The following is an 18,626-nucleotide window of genomic DNA, read 5'->3' as shown; positions in this document are numbered from 1 at the left end:
GCCCTTCCAAGGTCAGTCGGCACGGACCCCATCCTGTTGTCCCCCCGCCCCCGTTCGCAAGAGCACTTCGCGGGCCGCGCGGGCCACGGCCTCGTCGACGAAGCCTCCGCGCTCGTCCGTCGTGGCCCCGGTCCCCTCCCCCTCCAGCGCGGACAGCACCGCTTCGGCTCGACGCACCTCCTCTTCGGAGGGGGTGAACACCTCCTCGACCACGGGGATCTGGCGGGGTGAGAGCAGGGTCCGAGCCCGAAATCCCTGGCGGAGCAGCTTCCGCGTGCCCTCGCGCAACCGTTCGACGTCGCGCACCGCCGTCTCCACCGGACCGATGGGGGCAGGCAATCGGGCCACGGCCGAGGCGAGCACGACCGACATCCGCAACGGGGCGAACTCGTCCCGCTCGGGGCCGGGCACCAGGCCGAGATCGGCCGCCAGGTCCGCCTCCCCCAGGCCCAACCGATGGACCCGTGGGGCCCGGGCCACCTGATCGACCGACGCCATGCCCGGAGCGGTCTCCAGCAACGCCAGTACCCGAACGCTTCCGCGCGGCACCGCAGCGCCCTCCTCCCACCGGCCGAGCAGGTCGTCCAGACGGTGGAGCGTCTCGGGCTCGGCCTTGGGGAGGACCACACCGACACGACCGTGGCCCGGTAGTACCGCGAGGTCCTCCTCCACGGAGCCGGCGTCGACCCTGACCCAGAGTTCGTGGGCCGACCGGTCGGTGGTCCGTTCGAACCAGGTGCGCAGGTTCGACCTCGCCGTGTCCTTCCGGTCGGGCGCCACCGCGTCCTCCAGGTCGAGGATGAGCGCGTCCACCCGCGTCCCGCCGGCCTTGAGGAGCTTGTCCTCCTGGTCGGCGGGCACGTAGAGGTAGGTCCGGGGATTCATCGGCCTCGACCCGTGGGACGGGCCTGGTACTCCCCGCCGGGTTCACCGGTCACCACGCCGTCGACCAGCACGTGCCGCCCGCGCAGGAAGGTGTCGGTGACGGCCGCGTTGAGTTCGAAGCCCTCGAAGGGGGTGTACTCCTGTGCGGACTCCGAGTCCTCGGCCCGCACCGTCCACGTCCTCTCCGGGTCCACGAGGGTGAAGTCGGCGTCGAATCCGGCCTCGATGGCGCCCTTGGTGCGCAGGCCGAAGCGCTGCGCGGGGTTCCAGGAGGTCAGTCGGGCGACCTCGCCCAGGGGCAGCCCGCGCCGGGAGGCCTCGGTCACCATGCCCGGCAGCAGGTATTCCGCGCCCCCGAATCCGGACTTGGCCAGGAAGACGTCCTCGGCCGGGTCGCCGAACTTGTCCTCCTCACGGCAGCAGGCGTGGTCGCTGACGACCCAGTCGACCTCGCCCCGGAGCACGTGCCCCCAGAGCGCCTCCACGTCGTCACGGCTGCGCAGGGGCGGGTTGACCTTGCCGCCGACACCCGAGGCGGTGGTGTAGTCGGCGAGCAGGTGGCCCACCGTGACCTCGCGGCGGAAGTCGATGTGCGGGAAGGCGCGCGCCATGGTCATGGCGGCTTCCATGGCCTTCGCGGAGGTGAGGTGGAGCAGGTTGATGGTGGGCAGTTCGGTCTCGTGCGCCAGGTAGGAGGCGATGGTCACGGCCAGGCCCTCGGAGTGGGGCGGACGGGAAGCGCTGTAGGCCTCCAGCCCGGACAGTTCGCCCTCCTCCTCGACCATCCGGGTGTAGGCGGTCATGATCTCGGCCGTCTCGCAGTGCAGCGACAGCGAGATCTCGTCGGCCAGGTCGGGGAAGCGTCGGCGGGCCTCCTGGACACCGCGCATGACGAACTCGAAGTGGGCCAGGTCGTAGCGCTCCCCCTCCGGGATCATGAGGAAGGAGTTCTGGTCGCTGGATCGGCCGTGCAGCCCGTGGCTGCCGTAGAACATGAAGATCTTGAACGAGGTGACCCCGTGTTCCTCCACCAGACGCGGGATCTCACGGATGTGCTCCCCCATCATCGGTGCGAGGTGGAAGGTGTAGTCGACGTGGGAACGCGACTCGACGGCCTTCAGGACCTGGGGGAAGACCTCCTCGTAGCTGCCACCGCTGTTCATGTAGTACTGACCGGTGCGCATGTAGTTCAGGGCCGTGGTGACGCCCCCCTGGGCGCAGGCCCGGCTCTCCTTCTCCGCGTCCACGGAGAGGGGGTTGTAGATGCCCCAGTGCTGGTGGGCGTCGACGAGGCCGGGGAAGGCGAGTCTGCCACCGGCGTCCACGATCTTGCCCGCTCCGGTCCGGTCGAGGCCGGGGGCGACCTCGGCGACGCGGCCCCCGATCACGCCGATGTCGGCGATGGTGGGCTCGGGGGCGGAGTGGTGCACGACGGCTGCGTTGGTGACGATGAGGTCGAAGGACATGGCGCGGACCTTTTCTGTTGCTTCTTCTACGGCCGGGTGGGGATCACTGCGTTGCGGTGTGCGAGACCGGAGGTTCGAGCGCGCGCACGAGCCGCCCCGTCTCCTCCAGGTCGCCCAGGTTCAGGGCCAGTTCCCGAGCGGCCATGGCCTGGGCGTCGGGCAGCCGTTGGGAGGTGTTGTCGAGGAACTTGCGGGTGATCTCGTCGTCGCTGAGCGGACGAGCGGGACCACCACGGTTCTCCAGGACCTCCTCGCGCAACCGCCGTCCGTCCCGGGTCCGCACGGTGACCACCGCCGGGAACTGGTACGGGTAGAGGCTGTCGCAGAGGGCGTCCGGTACGACGTCGACCAGGGCCATGAGGTCCCGCCTGCGCGGGTCGCGGGCGAGGTCGTCGGTGAAGTCGTCGGTGCCCACGCCCAGGCCTCCTCCACCCAGCAACCCCGCCACCAGGGCGTAGGGCGCGCTGAACTGGGCCTGGTAACCGGTCTCCGGTGTGCGCTTGACGTCGATGGGCTCACCGATGGTCCGGATCACCGCGGCGGGGACCCCGACCTCCACACCGACGATGTCCTCGGCGTCGACACGACCGCGCAAGCGGATGCCGGCGTCGATGACGGTGTGGGTGAAGTGGTTGGCCGGATAGGGCTTGAAGAAGATCCCGGGCACTTCCCAGTCCTCGCCCAACCCGTCGGTGATGGTGTCCACGTCGGAGTCCTCTCGAAGGAAGGCCCGGAGGAATCCGAACCGCCCCTCGATGACCGTGGGCGGTCCGGTGAACCCGCGCGCCACGAGCTGCGCGGCGTTGAGCGCGGACTGGGCCGCCCAACCACAGTGCAGGCGCTTGACGGTTCCTCCGGTGCGGTTGGCCTCGATCAGCCCGGAGGCGAAGGAGGCGGTCAGCCCCAGGGCGTGGACGATGTCCTCGGGCCCCTCACCGAGCAGCATCGACGCGGCCACGGCGGCGCCCATGGCACCGCAGATGGAGGTGGCGTGCTGCCCGTGTTCGAAGAACACGGAGTTGCCCAGCTTCCGGTCGTATCCGGCCATGCCCAGGCGAACGGTGACCTCCAGACCGGCGGCGATGGCGCGTTCGACGTCCCTGCCCCGGGCCTGGACGTGTTCGGCGGCGGCCAGGGCGGCGGGGACGACGACGGCGCTCGGGTGCAGGATCGAGGGCAGGTGCGTGTCGTCGTAGTCGAGGGAGTGGGCGAGCACCCCGTTGGCCAGCGCCGCCAGGGGGGCCGGAACACGTTCCGACGTCCCGATGATCCCCGCCTGGGGACGTCCTCCCTGGTCGATGACGTGTTCGATCACCGCGGTACTGGTGGGGAGCCGGTGGGCGGCCACGCACAGACCCAGGGTGTCCAGCACGCGGTGGCGAACGCTGCCGGCCACCTCGTCGGGTACGCCCTGGTCGGTGAGGCCCCAGGCGAAGTGGGCGAGGGAACGGGCGACGGTGTCGGTCATCGGTTCACCACCGCGAGCGGACGGACGGGGGATCCGGTGGCGCCGACCAGGGGCAGGGGCGCCATGACGAAGGTGAACTCGTGGATCCCCTCGGCCGCCACCTCCTCCAGATCCATCGCCTCGATGATGTACACGCCGTGTTCCACCAGCAGGATGCGGTGCGCGGGCAGGACCGCGTGCCCCGCCCCGGGGGCCAACCGTTCGAAGGCGATGGTGTCGGCCCCCGTCGCACGCGCGCCGCGTCGGGCGATCCACGACGCTCCTCGCGCGCCGACCCCGGGCACCCCGCTCTCGCGTCCGGTGTAGCGGGTCGGGTCCGCGTCGAAGTGGCGCCCCCAACCGCTGCGCACCAGGACCACGTCGCCTTCACGGACGGGGGTCCCCTGCACGCTCTCGGCGTGTTCGAGGTCGGCCGGGGTGATCTCGTATCCGGGAGGGCAGCCCTCCGGTGTCCCCTGTGCCGCGGGCACGTCCAGGAGTACGCCACGGCCGACCATCGGGGCGATGGTGTGGACCCCGTGTTCCAGGTAGCGTCCACCACGGCCCGCTTCGACCGCGTCGGCTCCACCGTGGAGGAGACCCTCGTGGGAGACGTGGGCGAGTGCGTCCACGTGGGTGCCCACGTGGGTGCCCATGGTGATCATGTCGTTGGCCGCCGAGCCTCCGTCCTCCCGCACCATGTCGCCGTGGCGGCGTGGAAGGGTGTGCCAGTAGGCGGGGTGGTTCGGTGATTGGGGCATGCCGACCTTCAGTGGTCGGCCCAGGTCGTACACGGCCACCCCCTCGGAGACCGCCCGCAAGAGGGTGTCGCCGTCAGGAGCGGTGGCAGCGGTGCCGGTGTGCGGGTTCGTGGTGGTCACGCGATGATCCGCCGTTCACGTAGGTTCTCGATCTCGTCTGTGTCCATCCCGAGTTCGTCGAGGATGGTCTCGGTGTCGGCTCCCAGAGGACGCCCGGTGAAGCGGATGCCCCCGGGCGCGTTGAGCGCTCGCCACATGACGTTGTGCATGAGGACGCTGCCGAGCTCGTCGTCCTCGACCCGGGTCAGCATGTCCGTCTCGCGAACGTGCGGGTCCTCGGTCAGGTCCCGCGCGTCGTACACGGGGGCCAGGGCGACGCCCGCCTCGGCGAAGGCCGTCTCCAGTTCGGGGAGGGTGCGCTGAGCGATCCAGTCACCGACGTGACCGTCGAGCAGGTCCGCGTGGGCGGCTCGGCCGGCTCCCGTGCGGAACCACTCCTCCTCGACGACCTCCGGGTGACCGACGAGTTCCAGCAGCCTCTCGGCGATGCGCTGGGCGCTGGAGGAGACCACGACCCACTTCCCCTCCTTGGTCCGGTAGGTGTTGCGGGGGGAGTTGTTGTGCGATCGGTTGCCGTTGCGGTGGCCGACCGTGCCCAGTTGGTCGTAGACGGTGGGGCCGGGCCCCACCGCGGCCATGATGGGTTCCAGGAGGTTGATGTCGATCACCTCTCCCTTGCCGCCGTTGTGTTCGCGCGCGTACAGGGCGGTCAGGGCCGCCGACGCGGCGGCGAGGCCACAGATGCTGTCGGCGAGTCCGAAGGCCGGAAGGGTGGGTGGCCCGTCCGCGGGGCCCGTCAGGTGCGCGAAGCCGCTCATCGCCTCGGCGAGGGTGCCGAAGCCGGGACGGCTCGCGTAGGGGCCCTTCTGTCCGAACCCGGTCACCCGGAGCAGGACCAGGGCGGGGTTGTCCCGGTGGAGCGTCTCGGGGTCGAGTCCCCATCTCTCCAGTGTTCCGGGGCGGAAGTTCTCCACGAGTACGTCGGCCTCGCGCACCAGGGTCCGGAGGATGCGCGCGCCTTCGGGGGTGGACAGGTCCAGTGCCAGGGCGCGCTTGTTCCGGGAGATCTCCTTCCACCAGAGGGGGACGCCCTCCTTGGCCGGCCCGTGCCCGCGCATCCCGTCCGCCAGTACCGGGTGCTCGACCTTGATCACGTCGGCGCCCTGGTCGCCGAGGATCTGGCAGCACAGTGGACCCGCGAGGATGGTGGACACGTCCAGGACCCGCAGTCCTTCGAGCGGTGCTCTTGGCATCGACTTCCACTCCCTTTCATTTCGTTCCCTTGGCGGGAACGCCGGTCCGCTTAGAGGTTAGGCAATGAGCGATCCATAAGTCAATCGTCAATTTTTCCGGCATCCGATAAAAAACGCATAGGGGTATAGGCCCCCGGCCGTACCGGCCGGGGGCCTGTCATCACCATGGAATTCGAACGACGTTTTACATCAGCGCGATGAACCCTCGAAGATCATCCCCAGATCTCATTGGCATACGTGATGTTGACGTCACTTCTCCAGCCGGTCTCGGGGTCCTTTCCCCAACGGTCGCGCCACTTCTGGGCGTGTTCGAGGATCACGGCGTCCCCGAAGTGCAGCTTGCCTCCGGCGTCGAATCCCTCCAGGTCATCGACGAACATCAGGTCGAAGTGCTGGAACCACTCCCCTGTGCCGCGCCCTTGCCCCGCGACGATGTAGTTGGAGTACTCCATGATGTGGGGGTTCTGCCGGAAGATCGGGTAGTCGACGGTTCTCGTGAACTCCTCGTACTCCTCCCTGGGGACTCCGGGGCGAACGTTGTAGGTGAGCATGACCAGTTTCCGTGCCATTGTTTCTCCCTGTTCTCACGCCGGGACAGTAAGCGATATCGTCAAAGCGCAAGCCCGGCCTTGCGCCCTTCGTGGATGGCTTGAAGAAGGGATCGGGGCGCTAACGCGTCTCCCACCATGCGAACCCGGATTCCTTGATCCTGCGCATGGGACGCGAGACCGTCTCTCGCCGACGGGGGCCGCACCAGGAACAGGGCGGCGACCTCGGGCAGGGTGTGCCGTCCGGGATGCAGGGGCGAGCGGACGGTGACGCGGGGACGCAGGCAGCGGACCTCGCTGGAGGGCCACACCGAGACGCCCACCCGGGCCAGTCGTTCGAGCAACGTCATACGGCTGTAGTCGTTCACGCCCCACAGGGGTGTCGCCCCCGGGGTCACCAGGTGGACGCCGGCTCCGGCTCCCGCCAGGGTCTCCACCGCCGAGGCCGAGGCCCAGGAGCCCTCCTCGTCGAGGACGACGACACACCGCCCCTCCCACCGCGCGGGATCGTCCAACGCCTGTTCCGCGGTCAGAGCGGCGCCCCATCCGGGCACGAGCGCTTCCTCGGGCTCGGCGCCACAGGCGACCACGAGCGTGTCCGGGCGTTCCTTCGCCAGCACCTCCGCGTCCACGGACTCACCGGCGCGCACACGGACCCCGAGACGGCTCAACCTGGCCTCCTGGTAGACGCGGAGCAGGTCGAGTTCCTCCCGCCCGCGTCCCCGCCGCGCCGTGACGGTGCGACCGCCCAGATCGGCCTCGCGCTCCCACAGGGTGACCCGGTGCCCCCGCTCGGCGGCCGTCGCGGCGGCCTCCATCCCCGCGGGTCCCGCGCCCACGACGCAGACGTCCAGGGCCTCGGTCGCCGGCCGGGATCGTTCGCCCTCGTGGCCGACCTCGGGGTTCATCATGCAGGTCAGCGGCCGGTGAGCACCGATCTCGCCGATGCAGAAGTTGCAGGACACACAGGGCCGGATCTCGTCCTCGCGCCCGCGGAGCGCCTTGTCGATCAGATGCGGGTCGGCGATGTGCGCCCGCGTCATGGCGACCATGCTCAGGTGGTCTCCGGCCAGGGCACGCTCGGCGTCGTCGAGGTCCACCACCCGGCAGGCCGCCATGACGGGCGTACGGGTGCAGGCACGGGCGACCTCCAAGGCCTGTTCCAGGTAGGGGGTGCGTCCCTCGCTCATGTCGGCGACGTGGTGTCCGATGGAGGGCACGGTGTAGGAGGCCAGGGACACGTTCAGGAACCCGAGGTCACGGGTGGTGTCCAGTCGAGAGGCGAGACGGACCGCCTGGTCGAGGTCCTGTCCGCCCGGAACCAGCTCGTCGGCGCTCAGTCGCACACCCACCAGCGCGTCCGATCCCACCTCGTCCAGGACCGCGTCCAACACCTCCAGGGGGAAGCGCCATCTTTCCTCCTCCCCTCCGCCGTAGGCATCCGATCGATCGTTGGAGGCCGGTGAGATGAACTGGTGCAGCAGGTGCCCGTGGCCGAGATGCACCTCCACTCCCTGGAACCCCGCGTCCACGGCCAGTCGGGCCGCGGCGCGGTAGGCCTCGCGAACGGTCCGCATCTCCGCTCGGGTCATGGCATGGGGCACTTGGCCGGCCAGGTGCCATCGGTGCGCCGACGGCCCCCAGGCCTCACGCCGGTGGAAGAGGTTCTCGCTGTGCCGCCCCGCGTGGGTGATCTGGCTGAAGACCGCGGCCCCCTCCGACCGGACCGCCTCGGTGATCCGTTCGAGGCCCTCGCGCGCCTCGGAAGAGGCGTGGAGTCCGCCCACCCGGCCCAGGCTGGTCTCGTGCACGCGCAGTGGCTCGGTGATGATGAGGCCCGCCCCTCCCCTGGCGCGCTCCCGGTGGTACTCCACGTGGCGGTCGGTGGGGAGGAAGTCCCGGGCGAAGTTGGTGGTGTGCGCGGACACGAAGATCCGGTTGCGCAGTTCCAGATCGCCCAGGCGAACGGGCGAAAGGGCACGTCCACGGTGTTCGGGAACGGAGGTGGTGTTCACGGCCGCGCCTCCTTCGCTCCCTCTCCGGGTCGCCGGCGCGGATCCAGCTCGTGGGTGGAGCGCACCCGCAGGACCCCGGTGACGGCGAGGTCGTTCCACACCCGTTGTTCGCTGATGAGCCCGTCGGTCAGACGGAAGTGGTCGGCGTAGCGGACGTTGTCGAAGGCCACGCCGTGCAGGTTCACCCCGAACAGGCGGCCCGTGGACAGGACGTGGGTGCCGTCCTCGGCTCCGTCATAGGTGTCCCGGTGCTTGTCCACGAAGCGGTATCGGCGCAGACCGTCGGCGCGAAGGGACTCCAGGTCCGTGTGGACCACGTCGCCGGGGAACATCATGCGGGCCCCGGGCGCCAAGTACGCGGCGGCCTCCCGCAGACGGCCGATGCCCACCAGGGCGAGGAAGTCCTCCACCACGGCGACGGACTCCTCCAGGGAACTCATGATCCCTCACCGCCCCGGGTCGAGCGCACGGCCGCGCGCACCGCGCGCACGATGGGGCCGTAGCCGGTACAACGGCACAGGTTTCCGCTGATGGCCTGCAGGATGGCCGCGTCGTCGGGGTCGGGTTCGGCGTCGAGGAGTTCGCGCACCGTGAGGAGCATCCCCGGCAGGCAGTATCCGCACTGGAAGGCGAACTCGTCCAGGAACGCCTGTTGTACGGGGTCGAGGTCTTCCTCGGTCCCCAGGTACTCGATGGTCCGCACGCACGCCCCGTCGGCGCCGGCCGCCAGGACCGAGCACGACTTGACGCTGCGGTCGTCGACCATCACGGTGCAGGCGCCGCAGTCACCCGTCAGACAACCGACGTGCGTCCCGGTCAGCCCCACCTCCTCCCGCACCACGTGCACGAGAAGCCGACGCGGGTCCACCTCGACCTCGTGGTCCTCACCGTTGACGTTCAGACGGATGTTCCTCATCCCTGCCTCCTCTCAAGGGCGCCGGCCACCGAGCGCGCCACGATCACCGGGGTGATGTCGGTCCGGTAGCGCGCGTCGGCCAGGACGTCGTCCACCGGGACGGCTCCATGGGTGTCCAGCGCTCGGGCGAATTCGTCGGCGACCAACGCGCGCCAAGCGGGGTCGTCCGTACCCTCCGAAGGGGTGGGAAGGTCCAGAGGCACCGGGCGGTCCGCGGCGCCTCCCACCCCCACCCTCAGTCCCCCGTCCGGTAGAACGGCCGCGGCGCTGGTGACCACGGGCCAACTGCTCTCCACCAACTTGAACTTGACGTAACCCCAGGCCGTGGCGGTGCCGCGTGGGAGCACCAGCGCGGACAGCACCTCGTCGGGCCGCCGCGCGGTCCGGAAGGCGCCGAGGTAGAACTCCGCCGCCGGGACCTCCCTGACTCCGCGCGGCGAGGCCAGGCGCACTCGGGCGTCGAGCGCCACCAGGCACCCGGGGACGTCCGAGGAGGGGTTGGCGTAGGCGGCCGATCCGCCCAGCGTGCCCTTGTTCCGGATCTGTGGACCACCGGTGATCCCCGAGGCGGCCCGCACCAGCAGGTTCAGCGGGTGGCCCGGTTCCCTCAGCCGTTCCCGTTCCCCTGCCAGGAGGGAGGAGTAGGTGGTCATGGCGCCGATCACGGTGGCGCCGTCCTCCTCCCGGATCCCCTCCAGACCGGAGCGGACCAGGTCGACGATCACGGTCGGCACCAGGTGGCCGTGGGTCATGGTGGGGACCACCATGGTCCCTCCCCCCACCACGACCGTGCTCTCGTCCGCCCCGTCGAGCGCGCGGAGCACGCCGTCCAGGTCCGTGGGGGCGAAGTAGCGGGGTGCGTCATCGCGGCCGGTCATCACATCCGCCCTTCCTTCGCGCGACGAATGAGTTCCAGGACGGTCGGGGGTGACAGCGGGAGACGGTCCACCAGGACCCCGAGCGGGGACAGCGCGTCCTCCACCGCGTTGGCGATCGCCGCCTGGGCGCCGCCGACCCCGGCCTCGCCCGCGCCCTTGTTCCCGTGCATGGTGAACGGGCTGGGCGTGACCTGGTGCTCCATGCGGATCATGGGCACGTCGGAGGCGCGGGGCAGCAGATAGGACTTGAAGCGGTCACTGACCGTGTGTCCGGCCTCGTCGAAGACCAGACGTTCGGACAGGGCAGCTCCCAGACCCATGACCACGGCGCCCCAGGCCTGCCCCTCCACCAGCGCGGGGTTGATCATCGTGCCGCAGTCGTGGGCCATGGCGTAGTCCGCGATCTCCACCTTCCCGGTCTCGGCGTCCACCCGTACGGCGGTGGCGTGGAGACAACTGGAGTAGGTGGGGTAGGGCTGGATGCGTCCGTGCTCGTCGGGCCGGTGGTCGATGTTGCCGGGTTTGTAGGCCCGGGTGGACTCCAGGATCGGCTCCACCTCGGAGGCGATCTCGAAGGAGCGGGTGAGCACGGCCCGGGCGACGTCCGGCACCGGCACCGAATCGCTTCCCTCCGGGTCGACGACCGCGCCCTCACGCACCTCGACCCGTTCGACGCCGAGCATGCGGGCCCCCACCGTGGTCAGGGTCCTCAGCACGTCCCGCGAGGCCAGGGCCGCCGAACCGCCGCCCACCACCATGCTGCGTCCACTGAAGTTACCGAACCCGTTGGGGCACTGATCGGTATCCCCTTGGACGACGCGCACCCATTCCAGGGGAATTCCGAGTTCGGTCGCGACGATCTGCGCGATGCCGGTGTCGTTCCCCCCTCCCGGGGAGGTGACCCCGGTCAGGACCGTGACCGAGCCGGTCACGGACATGCGGACGGTGGTGGTGTCGAAACCCGAGACGAAGCTGCCCGGGGAGTCGGAGGATTCGGGGGTGAGTTCCAGGGCCAGTCCCAGACCGATGTGTTCACCTGCGCCCCGGGCCTTGGCCTGGCGTGCGCGCCACCCCTCGTAGTCCAGGCTCTTGGTGGCCTTGTCGAGCAGGCCGTGGAAGTCTCCGCTGTCGATGTTGAGACCGGTGCTCGTTCGGTAGGGGAACTCGTCCGAGGAGATGAAGTTCCGTTCGCGGACCAGGGCCGGGTCCAGCCCGAGCCTGCGCGCGACCAGGTCCACCACGCGTTCCATCACCAGGTGCGCCGAGTCCTTGCCGAAACCGCGCGCCGCGCTCAGCGGGGGTTTGTTGGTGGCGACGATGGACAGGTCGATCCGGCAGTCGGGGATCCGGTACCCGGACGGGAACGTGGTCGCGGACATGTTGGGCATGGCCCACCCGGCCTGCGCCGTCATGGCCCCGGCGTCGGCGACGATCTCGTTGACCAGGGCGACGATGCGCCCGTCGGAGCGTGCTCCGACGGTGAAGCGGTGGACCTGTTGGCGGGAGCCGGCCAGGAACGACTCGCGCCGGTCCTCGATCCACTTGACCGGGGAGCCGGTCAGGACGCTCAACAGCGCCACCAGGGTCTCCTCTGGTTGGCCCTGCATCTTGAGCCCGAAGCTGCCTCCCACCTTCTCGGTGATCACACGAACGCGGTTCTCCGGAATCCCCAACGTGGTGGAGAGCATCCACCGCAGTTGATGGGGGTTCTGGCAGGAACCGTGCATCGTCAGGGTCTCTTCGCGGGCGTCCCAGCGCGCGAGGAAGCCCCGTGGTTCGATGGGCGCGGTCGTGGTGCGTTCGCTACGGAAGGAACCGGTGACCACCACGTCCGCCGAGGACAGGGCCCCGTCAGGGTCGCCCGTGCCGTAACTCTTGGAGAGCACGACGTTGTCGGCCCATTCCTCGTACACGCGCGGGGCGTCGTCGGACATGGCCTGTTCGGCGTCCAAGACGTGCGGGAGGACGTCGTAGTCGACCCGCACCAGCCGTGCGGCCCGCTGCGCCCCCTCCCAGGTGTCGGCCACCACGGCCGCGACGGGCTGGCCGACGAAGACGACCCGTTCGGACTCCAGGCAGTGGATGTCCACCCGGCGCGCCCCACGGACCACGGGGTCGATGAAATAGGGAATCGGTTCGGTGAGCTCACGGGCGCGCTCACCGGTCAGGACCAGTTCGACCCCCGGCAGGCTCAGGGCCTCCTCAGTGTGGACCCGGCGAATACGCGCGTGGGCCACGGTGCTGCGCACCACCGCCGCGTACAGCGTCCCGGGAAGTCGCACGTCGTCGACGTACCGGGCGCCGCCGGTGAGGAGCGCCTTCCCATCCCGTTTCTTCGCGGCTTCACCGACGCGGCCCGTTCCCTTCGACGGCACGGAGGTGTTCATGGCATTCTCACCGTGAGGACGCGTCCGGTGCGGTGGCGGGTGTTCCGTTTGTCCACGTCCATCAGGTGCACTTCCCCGTCCTGGTCGGGACTGGTCTGGAGTCCCCGCGTGACGCTGGGCTGGCTGCTGATGAGGAACATCTGCCCGTCCTTGGTGGGGAAGGGCGGTTCGTGCCAGGTCCCCCTGCGCAGGTTGACGCAGACGTTTCCGGGAACCGAGAAGGCCCGCACGTGGTCGGGGTCGGGAAAACCGTCCACCAGCGGTGCGTCGGGGGCGGCGACCACGCACACGAAGGGGTCCCCTCCCAGGGGGATGAAGGTCTGGGTCATACCGCCGTGCCGTTCCAGGTAACGGATCTCACCGCCCCGGTGGCCCACCCGGAAGAGGATGAACTCCGGGGTCTCGTCCGACTCCAACACCACGGGGCCGTGAACGGCGTTGCGCCCCGAGTAGAGGTCGATCGGCAGACGCGGCGTGGTCTCCAGGGAGATCACCTCGCCGAAGGGCGAGAAGTCCTGTCCTTCGACAGGGATCGGGTCGATGATCATGGACTCGGATTCACTGCTCACTGTTGCTCCTCTCGGGGGTCAGCGCGGCGATGACCTCGGTGACGGGGACGTCCTCACCGGACAGGACCGCCTCGATCACGACCGCGGCCCGCTTCGCCCCCACGACCGGCTCCGCGTAGGTGCGGAACTTGGCCTCGATCTCCCCCTCCGCCAAGGGGGCTCTGCCGTCGCCGACGGGGACGTCCACGCGATGGGTGAACGTCGTTCCCTCGTGGGTGGTGGCGGTGATCCGGGTCGGGGTCTTCGCCGGGTAGACCTCTTGGAGGTCGGACGCGGTCGTGACGCGCACCCGCGAGGCCAGGGCGAGGACACGAGGGTCGGCCAACCGCTCGGGCGTGTAGTGGGTTCCGTCCACCACACCGTGATGGGCGGCGCAGGCGAGGACGTATTGAAGGCTGAGCGTGGCCGCCGCGGCCGTGGGCGCGGTGCGAACCGGGCGGTCGACCAGTTGCGCGGCCACGTCGTAGACCTCGACTTCGATCGAGCGAAGGTCTTCGGGGTCGAGCCCGTGGGCGGCGACCAGTTCGACGCCCGCCTGGGCGGCGGCGTGGGTGTGGCGACAGGCCGCGAATCGCTTCTGGTGCACCTCCATCAGGCTCCAGCGCTCCCCCAGGTCATGGGTGTCCAGGTCCCGGGGACCCTCGGAGACGAGGGAGAGATGGCCCCGGGGGTGGTCCAGGGACTGGCCCCAACCGCCCAGGCCCACCCCGGCGGCCTTCGCCGCCCAGACGCCCGTGCGGGCGATCTGGCCGGCGAAGGCGGGTTTGCCGGTCACTCCCGCGAAGATCGACTCCAAGGTGACGGCCGGAACGTGGAAGGCGACCAGCCCGATCGCCTGCTCGATCCGGTCGGCTCCGTATCCGGCGACGCGAGCCGCCGCGGCCGCGCCCCCGTAGGCGGCGGCCGTGGGGAACCATCCCCGCAGTGTCGCCTCGGGGTGCAGGGCCTCGCCGATGCGGTTCGCCACCTCGTATCCGGCGATGACGGCGGTGACGAGTTCCTCCACTCCCACCCGTTCGCCCTCGGCCAGGGCCAGGACCGCGGGTATCAGGTGGGAGGGGTGGAAGCCGCCGAACCGGTAGCCGTCCTGGTGCTCGTAGGCATCGGAGGCACAACCGTTGGCGAAGGCCGCGTCGGCGGCCGGCACCCGACGGTCGGTGCCCAGGACGCCGGCCTGTGCGGGGGCCTCCCCCATTTGTCCGGGTCCGGTCAGGGCGCGGACCTCGGCGCTCGAACGACCGCCCACGGCGGTACCGAGGAAGTCCAACAGGAGCCGCCGCGCGTACGCCCGCACCCGATCGGGTGGATCGTCGTGGCCGAGTCGGTGCGCGAAGGAGGCGAACGCACGGGCCGAGGTGTCGGTCATGGTTGTTCCCCCAGCTGGGAGCGGAGGTAGGCGACGAGCTCACCGAACTTCGGATCGGCGGACACGCTCAGGGGCCGGGGCCGGGGGAAGCCGACCTCCACGATGTCCTGGACCCGACCCGGACGCGGTGAGAGCAGCACGATCCGGTCGGCCAGGAAGACGGCCTCGGAGATCGAGTGGGTGACGAGGACCACCGTTTTCCCCGTGTCCAGCCACAGCTGTTGCAGCAGGATGTTCATCTGGTCGCGCGTCATCGCGTCCAACGCGCCGAAGGGCTCGTCCATGAGCAGGATGTCGGGGTCGTGGACGAGGGCGCGCGCGATGGCCGCGCGTTGCTGCATCCCACCGGAGAGCTGACGTGGGTAGTGGCCGAGGAAGTCCTCCAGTCCCACCTTCTCCGCCATCCGAGTCGCGCGTTCACGGCGTTCACGGCGACCGGGGCCCTTGCCCTCCAAGGGCAGCTCGATGTTCTTGGCGATCCGTCGCCAGGGCAGAAGGGTGGGCGCCTGGAAAACGAATCCGAGCGATCCCAGGGCCTCGGACTGGGGCGTCAGGGCACCGGGCGCGAACAGGGTCCGGTCCCCGATCCGCACGGAGCCCTGGGTGGGCACCTCCAGGCCGGCGAGCATCCTCAGCAGGGTGGTCTTGCCGCAACCGCTCGGCCCCAACAGGACGACGAACTCTCCCGGTCCGACCCGGAGGTCGGTGGGGGTGAGGGCGTGTACGGGGCCCGCGTCCGCGGCGTAGGTCTTGGAGACACCCTCGATCTCGATGGCGCTCCCGGAGGGCGCCCCCTCCTCGGAGACGGCCGAACTTTCAGTAGCCGTAGGCTCGGTGCGCGAGCTCATCCCAGTTCCCTCCGCTCTGCGGGGTTCGGTAGTCGGTCGTGGTGGGGGCGTTGGAACGGATGAAGGACATCGTTCCGCCGCGTGAGTACAGGGGTCCGTGGTAGACGCCCGGCGAACGGAAGAAATAGGACGCCTCCCGCATCACCCCGCGCGCGCCCATGAGCATGTCGCCGTAGACCTTGTAGGACTCTTCGTAGACGGGGTGGGCCTCCTCCATCTCGCTGCGCCAGCCGGGCACCATGGCGGCGAGATAGATCTGGACCCGGTCGTCCTCACGCAGGGTCTTGACGAGGGCCCCGGTACGCAGAGGCACGTCACCGTTCCAGCCGGGAGAGCTCCACTCCATCTCCTCCGTGCGCAGATGCGTGACCCCCTCGGTGGTCCCCGCCTCCGAGAGAAGAGCGGCGTCACCCCAGAACCCGCAGTAGAGCGTGAGCCCCACGACGGAGGGGACGAGGTCGATGGCGGTTCCGGCGGGAAGGTAGAGGTAGTCGGCCTGCCCCAGGGCGGTTCCGTTCAGGGTTCCCTCTCCCGCCAGCACGTAGAGGTCGAGGTCGGCGGCGAGCGTCCCCTTCTGGTGCTCCCGCACCCGCAGGACCGTGGTGCTCGCCTTGGAGCCCAGCGAGGAGCTGAGCACCCGCCGTACCCCGCTGCCGGCCGAGCCGAATTCCCCGGCCGGAACCTTCTCCCAGGGAAGAAGGTGCGTGTCGACGAAGTCGACGTCGTGTCTGTCCCACATCAGGTCCTCCGGTGATGGTCTGCGCCCGCGACCGCACGGCCGATCAGGCGTCCGAATGAGAGAGCCGGGGTGACGCTCATGCCGCTGACGAACGATCGTCCGGACATGCTCGATCCCCCCAGTGCCTCGCCGACGGCGTACAGGTTGGTGAAGGGCCGGTCGTCCCCTCCGAGGACTCGCAACCGCCCGTCCACCGCCAGTCCCGCCGGGCTCTTGAGGGCGGTGCCGTGGTTGCGCACCGCGTAGAAGGGCGCCCTGTCGATGGGGGCCGGCAGGTGGGTCCGGCCCCACGGATCGGTACCGGTGGCCACGGCCGCGTTGTACTCCTCCACGGTGGTCCGCAGCCCTTGCGGATCGACCCCCGTGAGCGCGGCCAGTTCGTCCAGGTCGTCGGCACGGGCGAAGGACGGGTGCTCGCTGAAGGCCTTCTCCAGGTCCTCCTTCTCCCAGGCGGGGAAGAGCGGTGACGCCTCTTCGGCCGCCCCCTGGTCGTACACGATCCAGAACTCCAGCCCGCTCTGGCGGGTCAGCGCGTTCTCCCGCTTGTCGACGCTCTCGTCGTCCTCGGCGACGAAACGCCGTCCCGAGCGATTGACGTGGATCTCCCAGGGAAGACGCGACTGGGGCGTGAGCAGGGGATAGTCGTCCAGGTGCGACGTCACCCAGTCACTGTCGGGCTTCAGGGTCCCGCCGTAGGTGGGCAGGAACATGTCGCGTCCACGCAGTCGGGCGCCCAGGGCCAGTGCGGCGATGATGCCGTCACCCGCGGAGGTCGGCGCCGCGGGCCCCCGCAAGGGGGCTCCGTCCGTCAACAGGGGGAACAGTCGGGGATTTCCCGCGTACCCGCCCGTGGCAAGCACCACGGCATGGGCCTCGACCTCTTCCACCGCGCCCGCCGCGCTCCGGAGCACCGCGGCGTCGACGCTCGGGCCCTCACCGCCGCGCAGTCCGACCAGGTCGGTCCCGGTGCGGACCCGGATCCGGCCCTGGTCGATGTGGCGCTGGACCTCGGGGAGGAGGACGTCGAGCACGGACCGCCCGGCGTTCCGCCCCCAGTAGGTCCTGGCCACCGAGTAGGGCTCGTGGAAGTAGAGGATGGCCGGAGCGTCGGGGTCCATGTCGAACCCTCGGGACATGAGCCAGTCGATGGTCTCGGCCCCGTGGTCCACGGCCAGGCGTACCAACTCCGGGTTCGCGGTGCCCCGGCTGATGCGCATCACGTCGTCGTAGTGCAGGTCGGGATCGTCATGGATCCCGTGCCGGCTCTGGAGTTCGGTGCCCGCGGCGGCCATCTGCGCCCAAGAGCGCCAGAGGGTGCCTCCCAGATGGCCCGACTTCTCGACCAGGAGAACGCTCAGACCGTTCTCCGCGGCCTCGATCGCGGTGGGAAGACCCGCCGTGCCACCGCCCACGACCAGAAGGTCGATCGGGTCACTCGTCCGCTCGGTACTCACAGGCGGTCCATGATCGCCGTGCTGACCATGTCCTCCAGGGGCGTGTCCTGGTCGGTGATGATCTCCGCGTCGCGCATCAGGTCGACCGCGCTCTCCCAGGCGGCCATGTCGAGGTCGAGGAACTGGCCGGATTCGGGGGTGCACAGCTCCACCTGGGCGCGTAGTTTGCGCTCGGCGAGTTCCCTGTCGTCCACCTCGACCTCGTTGAACTCGGCCACCGCGTCCAGGACCGCGTCGGAGTTGGCGGCGTCGGCCATGAACTCGAAGCCCTTGCGGCAGGCGCGCACGAATCCGGCCAGCTCCTCCTCCCTCTCCTGGAGGACGGCGCGCTTGGCGAAGTAGGAGTCTCCCGGCATCGGGGCGAACTCGTCGGTGTTGAGGTAGTGGAGCTCCTCCCCGAGTTGGCGGAGGGTGGACTCGGAGCCCAGGAAGGTGATGAAGCCGTCCACCTCTCCGTTGCGGAGGAATTCCAGGGAGCTGATGTCTCCGCCGGTGACGACCTTTTCGACCTTGGTGGGGTCCAGGCCCTCGGCGACCGCCATGGCGTCCAAGAGGAGTTCGGTGGTCCCTCCCTTGGAGATCACGCCGATCGTCTTGCCCTGCCATTCGGAGGGGTGGACCAGGGGGCTGCCGGGGATGGAGGCGACGCTGTACTGGCTGCGCTGGTCGCCCTGGGCGAAGGTGATGATGTCGGCGCCCTCGTCGGCGATGAGGGGGCAGGTGATGACACTGGCCGCCTTGCCGATCTGCCCCTGGTCGGCGGTGACCTGGGTGACGGACGTGGCGGTGCCGTTGCCGCCCACGGCCTCGATGCTCAGGCCCTCTTCCTCGAAGTAGCCCTGGCTGATGGCGACGTAGACGTCCGCGTAGCTGATGAGGTGCTGGAAGGGAGTGATGAAGGTCAGCCCGGCCAGGTCGGGGTTCGACTCCGGGGAGCCGCTGCCGGGGGCGCACCCGACCAGGAAGGAGCCTCCTGCTGCCATGACGCTGAAGTAACCGGCTCCAGCGAGAAAACGACGACGTTCCATGGTGTG

Annotated in this window: 17 protein-coding genes; all 17 read right to left on the bottom strand. The window is 69.7% G+C overall.

The genetic code is table 11. The features are described 5' to 3' along the window. Positions 1 to 12: 12 nt before the first annotated feature. Positions 13 to 885: a CoA ester lyase gene (locus tag BQ8420_RS06475; protein ID WP_087096894.1), complete on the bottom strand. Its 873-nt coding sequence runs from the start codon at positions 883 to 885 to the stop codon at positions 13 to 15. Beyond that, positions 882 to 2,351 carry a dihydroorotase family protein gene (locus tag BQ8420_RS06470; RefSeq protein ID WP_087096893.1) on the bottom strand — a complete coding sequence of 490 codons (1,470 nt, stop codon included), beginning with the start codon at positions 2,349 to 2,351 and terminating at the stop codon, positions 882 to 884. Before BQ8420_RS06470 ends, BQ8420_RS06475 begins: the two co-directional genes overlap by 4 nt. Before the next feature lie 43 nt (positions 2,352 to 2,394). Then, positions 2,395 to 3,819, bottom strand: a complete 1,425-nt coding sequence (locus BQ8420_RS06465) for an MmgE/PrpD family protein (RefSeq protein WP_087096892.1) — start codon at positions 3,817 to 3,819, stop codon at positions 2,395 to 2,397. Beyond that, positions 3,816 to 4,679 (bottom strand): cyclase family protein, encoded by an 864-nt coding sequence (locus BQ8420_RS06460; protein WP_087096891.1) that lies wholly within the window; start codon positions 4,677 to 4,679, stop codon positions 3,816 to 3,818. Before BQ8420_RS06460 ends, BQ8420_RS06465 begins: the two co-directional genes overlap by 4 nt. Beyond that, entirely contained in the window at positions 4,676 to 5,872 is a 1,197-nt protein-coding gene (locus BQ8420_RS06455; protein WP_087096890.1) for a CaiB/BaiF CoA-transferase family protein, read from the bottom strand. Before BQ8420_RS06455 ends, BQ8420_RS06460 begins: the two co-directional genes overlap by 4 nt. 212 nt (positions 5,873 to 6,084) lie before the next feature. Continuing rightward, on the bottom strand, positions 6,085 to 6,441 hold the full coding sequence (locus BQ8420_RS06450) for a hypothetical protein (protein WP_087096889.1): 357 nt from the start codon (positions 6,439 to 6,441) through the stop codon (positions 6,085 to 6,087). 41 nt (positions 6,442 to 6,482) lie between these two features. After that, positions 6,483 to 8,435: an NAD(P)-binding protein gene (locus BQ8420_RS06445; RefSeq protein WP_160049274.1), complete on the bottom strand. Its 1,953-nt coding sequence runs from the start codon at positions 8,433 to 8,435 to the stop codon at positions 6,483 to 6,485. Beyond that, on the bottom strand, positions 8,432 to 8,875 hold the full coding sequence (locus BQ8420_RS06440; protein ID WP_087096887.1) for a nuclear transport factor 2 family protein: 444 nt from the start codon (positions 8,873 to 8,875) through the stop codon (positions 8,432 to 8,434). Before BQ8420_RS06440 ends, BQ8420_RS06445 begins: the two co-directional genes overlap by 4 nt. After that, positions 8,872 to 9,351, bottom strand: a complete 480-nt coding sequence (locus BQ8420_RS06435) for a (2Fe-2S)-binding protein (RefSeq protein WP_087096886.1) — start codon at positions 9,349 to 9,351, stop codon at positions 8,872 to 8,874. Before BQ8420_RS06435 ends, BQ8420_RS06440 begins: the two co-directional genes overlap by 4 nt. Then, positions 9,348 to 10,229: a xanthine dehydrogenase family protein subunit M gene (locus BQ8420_RS06430; protein ID WP_087096885.1), complete on the bottom strand. Its 882-nt coding sequence runs from the start codon at positions 10,227 to 10,229 to the stop codon at positions 9,348 to 9,350. Before BQ8420_RS06430 ends, BQ8420_RS06435 begins: the two co-directional genes overlap by 4 nt. After that, positions 10,229 to 12,616, bottom strand: coding sequence for a xanthine dehydrogenase family protein molybdopterin-binding subunit (locus BQ8420_RS06425; RefSeq protein ID WP_087096884.1), 2,388 nt, complete (start codon positions 12,614 to 12,616; stop codon positions 10,229 to 10,231). The genes BQ8420_RS06430 and BQ8420_RS06425 overlap by 1 nt, the downstream gene beginning before the upstream one ends. Further along, positions 12,613 to 13,185, bottom strand: coding sequence for an ureidoglycolate lyase (locus BQ8420_RS06420; RefSeq protein WP_087096883.1), 573 nt, complete (start codon positions 13,183 to 13,185; stop codon positions 12,613 to 12,615). The genes BQ8420_RS06425 and BQ8420_RS06420 overlap by 4 nt, the downstream gene beginning before the upstream one ends. Next, the gene (locus tag BQ8420_RS06415) at positions 13,175 to 14,551 is read right to left on the bottom strand and encodes an MmgE/PrpD family protein (protein WP_087096882.1); all 1,377 of its coding nucleotides are present in this window, start codon (positions 14,549 to 14,551) and stop codon (positions 13,175 to 13,177) included. The genes BQ8420_RS06420 and BQ8420_RS06415 overlap by 11 nt, the downstream gene beginning before the upstream one ends. Beyond that, positions 14,548 to 15,399 (bottom strand): ABC transporter ATP-binding protein, encoded by an 852-nt coding sequence (locus BQ8420_RS06410; RefSeq protein WP_087096881.1) that lies wholly within the window; start codon positions 15,397 to 15,399, stop codon positions 14,548 to 14,550. The genes BQ8420_RS06415 and BQ8420_RS06410 overlap by 4 nt, the downstream gene beginning before the upstream one ends. After that, the gene (locus BQ8420_RS06405) at positions 15,368 to 16,138 is read right to left on the bottom strand and encodes a hypothetical protein (RefSeq protein ID WP_087096880.1); all 771 of its coding nucleotides are present in this window, start codon (positions 16,136 to 16,138) and stop codon (positions 15,368 to 15,370) included. Before BQ8420_RS06405 ends, BQ8420_RS06410 begins: the two co-directional genes overlap by 32 nt. Further along, positions 16,138 to 17,592: an FAD-dependent oxidoreductase gene (locus tag BQ8420_RS06400; RefSeq protein WP_160049273.1), complete on the bottom strand. Its 1,455-nt coding sequence runs from the start codon at positions 17,590 to 17,592 to the stop codon at positions 16,138 to 16,140. Before BQ8420_RS06400 ends, BQ8420_RS06405 begins: the two co-directional genes overlap by 1 nt. Then, complete coding sequence (locus BQ8420_RS06395) at positions 17,589 to 18,620, bottom strand: ABC transporter substrate-binding protein (protein WP_087096879.1); 1,032 nt, start codon at positions 18,618 to 18,620, stop codon at positions 17,589 to 17,591. The genes BQ8420_RS06400 and BQ8420_RS06395 overlap by 4 nt, the downstream gene beginning before the upstream one ends. Between the last annotated feature and the right edge of the window lie 6 nt (positions 18,621 to 18,626).

This window comes from Nocardiopsis sp. JB363 (assembly GCF_900143625.1).
Taxonomy (GTDB): Bacteria; Actinomycetota; Actinomycetes; order Streptosporangiales; family Streptosporangiaceae; genus Nocardiopsis.
This window is presented reverse-complemented; position numbering and strand designations above follow the sequence as displayed.

Coding starts and splice junctions, on each gene's coding strand:
- BQ8420_RS06455 (WP_087096890.1), bottom strand. CDS start 5,872: ATGCCAAGAGCACCGCTCGAAGGACTGCGGGTCCTGGACGTGTCCACC.
- BQ8420_RS06395 (WP_087096879.1), bottom strand. CDS start 18,620: ATGGAACGTCGTCGTTTTCTCGCTGGAGCCGGTTACTTCAGCGTCATG.
- BQ8420_RS06440 (WP_087096887.1), bottom strand. CDS start 8,875: ATGAGTTCCCTGGAGGAGTCCGTCGCCGTGGTGGAGGACTTCCTCGCC.
- BQ8420_RS06450 (WP_087096889.1), bottom strand. CDS start 6,441: ATGGCACGGAAACTGGTCATGCTCACCTACAACGTTCGCCCCGGAGTC.
- BQ8420_RS06415 (WP_087096882.1), bottom strand. CDS start 14,551: ATGACCGACACCTCGGCCCGTGCGTTCGCCTCCTTCGCGCACCGACTC.
- BQ8420_RS06435 (WP_087096886.1), bottom strand. CDS start 9,351: ATGAGGAACATCCGTCTGAACGTCAACGGTGAGGACCACGAGGTCGAG.
- BQ8420_RS06475 (WP_087096894.1), bottom strand. CDS start 885: ATGAATCCCCGGACCTACCTCTACGTGCCCGCCGACCAGGAGGACAAG.
- BQ8420_RS06410 (WP_087096881.1), bottom strand. CDS start 15,399: ATGAGCTCGCGCACCGAGCCTACGGCTACTGAAAGTTCGGCCGTCTCC.
- BQ8420_RS06470 (WP_087096893.1), bottom strand. CDS start 2,351: ATGTCCTTCGACCTCATCGTCACCAACGCAGCCGTCGTGCACCACTCC.
- BQ8420_RS06430 (WP_087096885.1), bottom strand. CDS start 10,229: ATGACCGGCCGCGATGACGCACCCCGCTACTTCGCCCCCACGGACCTG.
- BQ8420_RS06465 (WP_087096892.1), bottom strand. CDS start 3,819: ATGACCGACACCGTCGCCCGTTCCCTCGCCCACTTCGCCTGGGGCCTC.
- BQ8420_RS06405 (WP_087096880.1), bottom strand. CDS start 16,138: ATGTGGGACAGACACGACGTCGACTTCGTCGACACGCACCTTCTTCCC.
- BQ8420_RS06425 (WP_087096884.1), bottom strand. CDS start 12,616: ATGAACACCTCCGTGCCGTCGAAGGGAACGGGCCGCGTCGGTGAAGCC.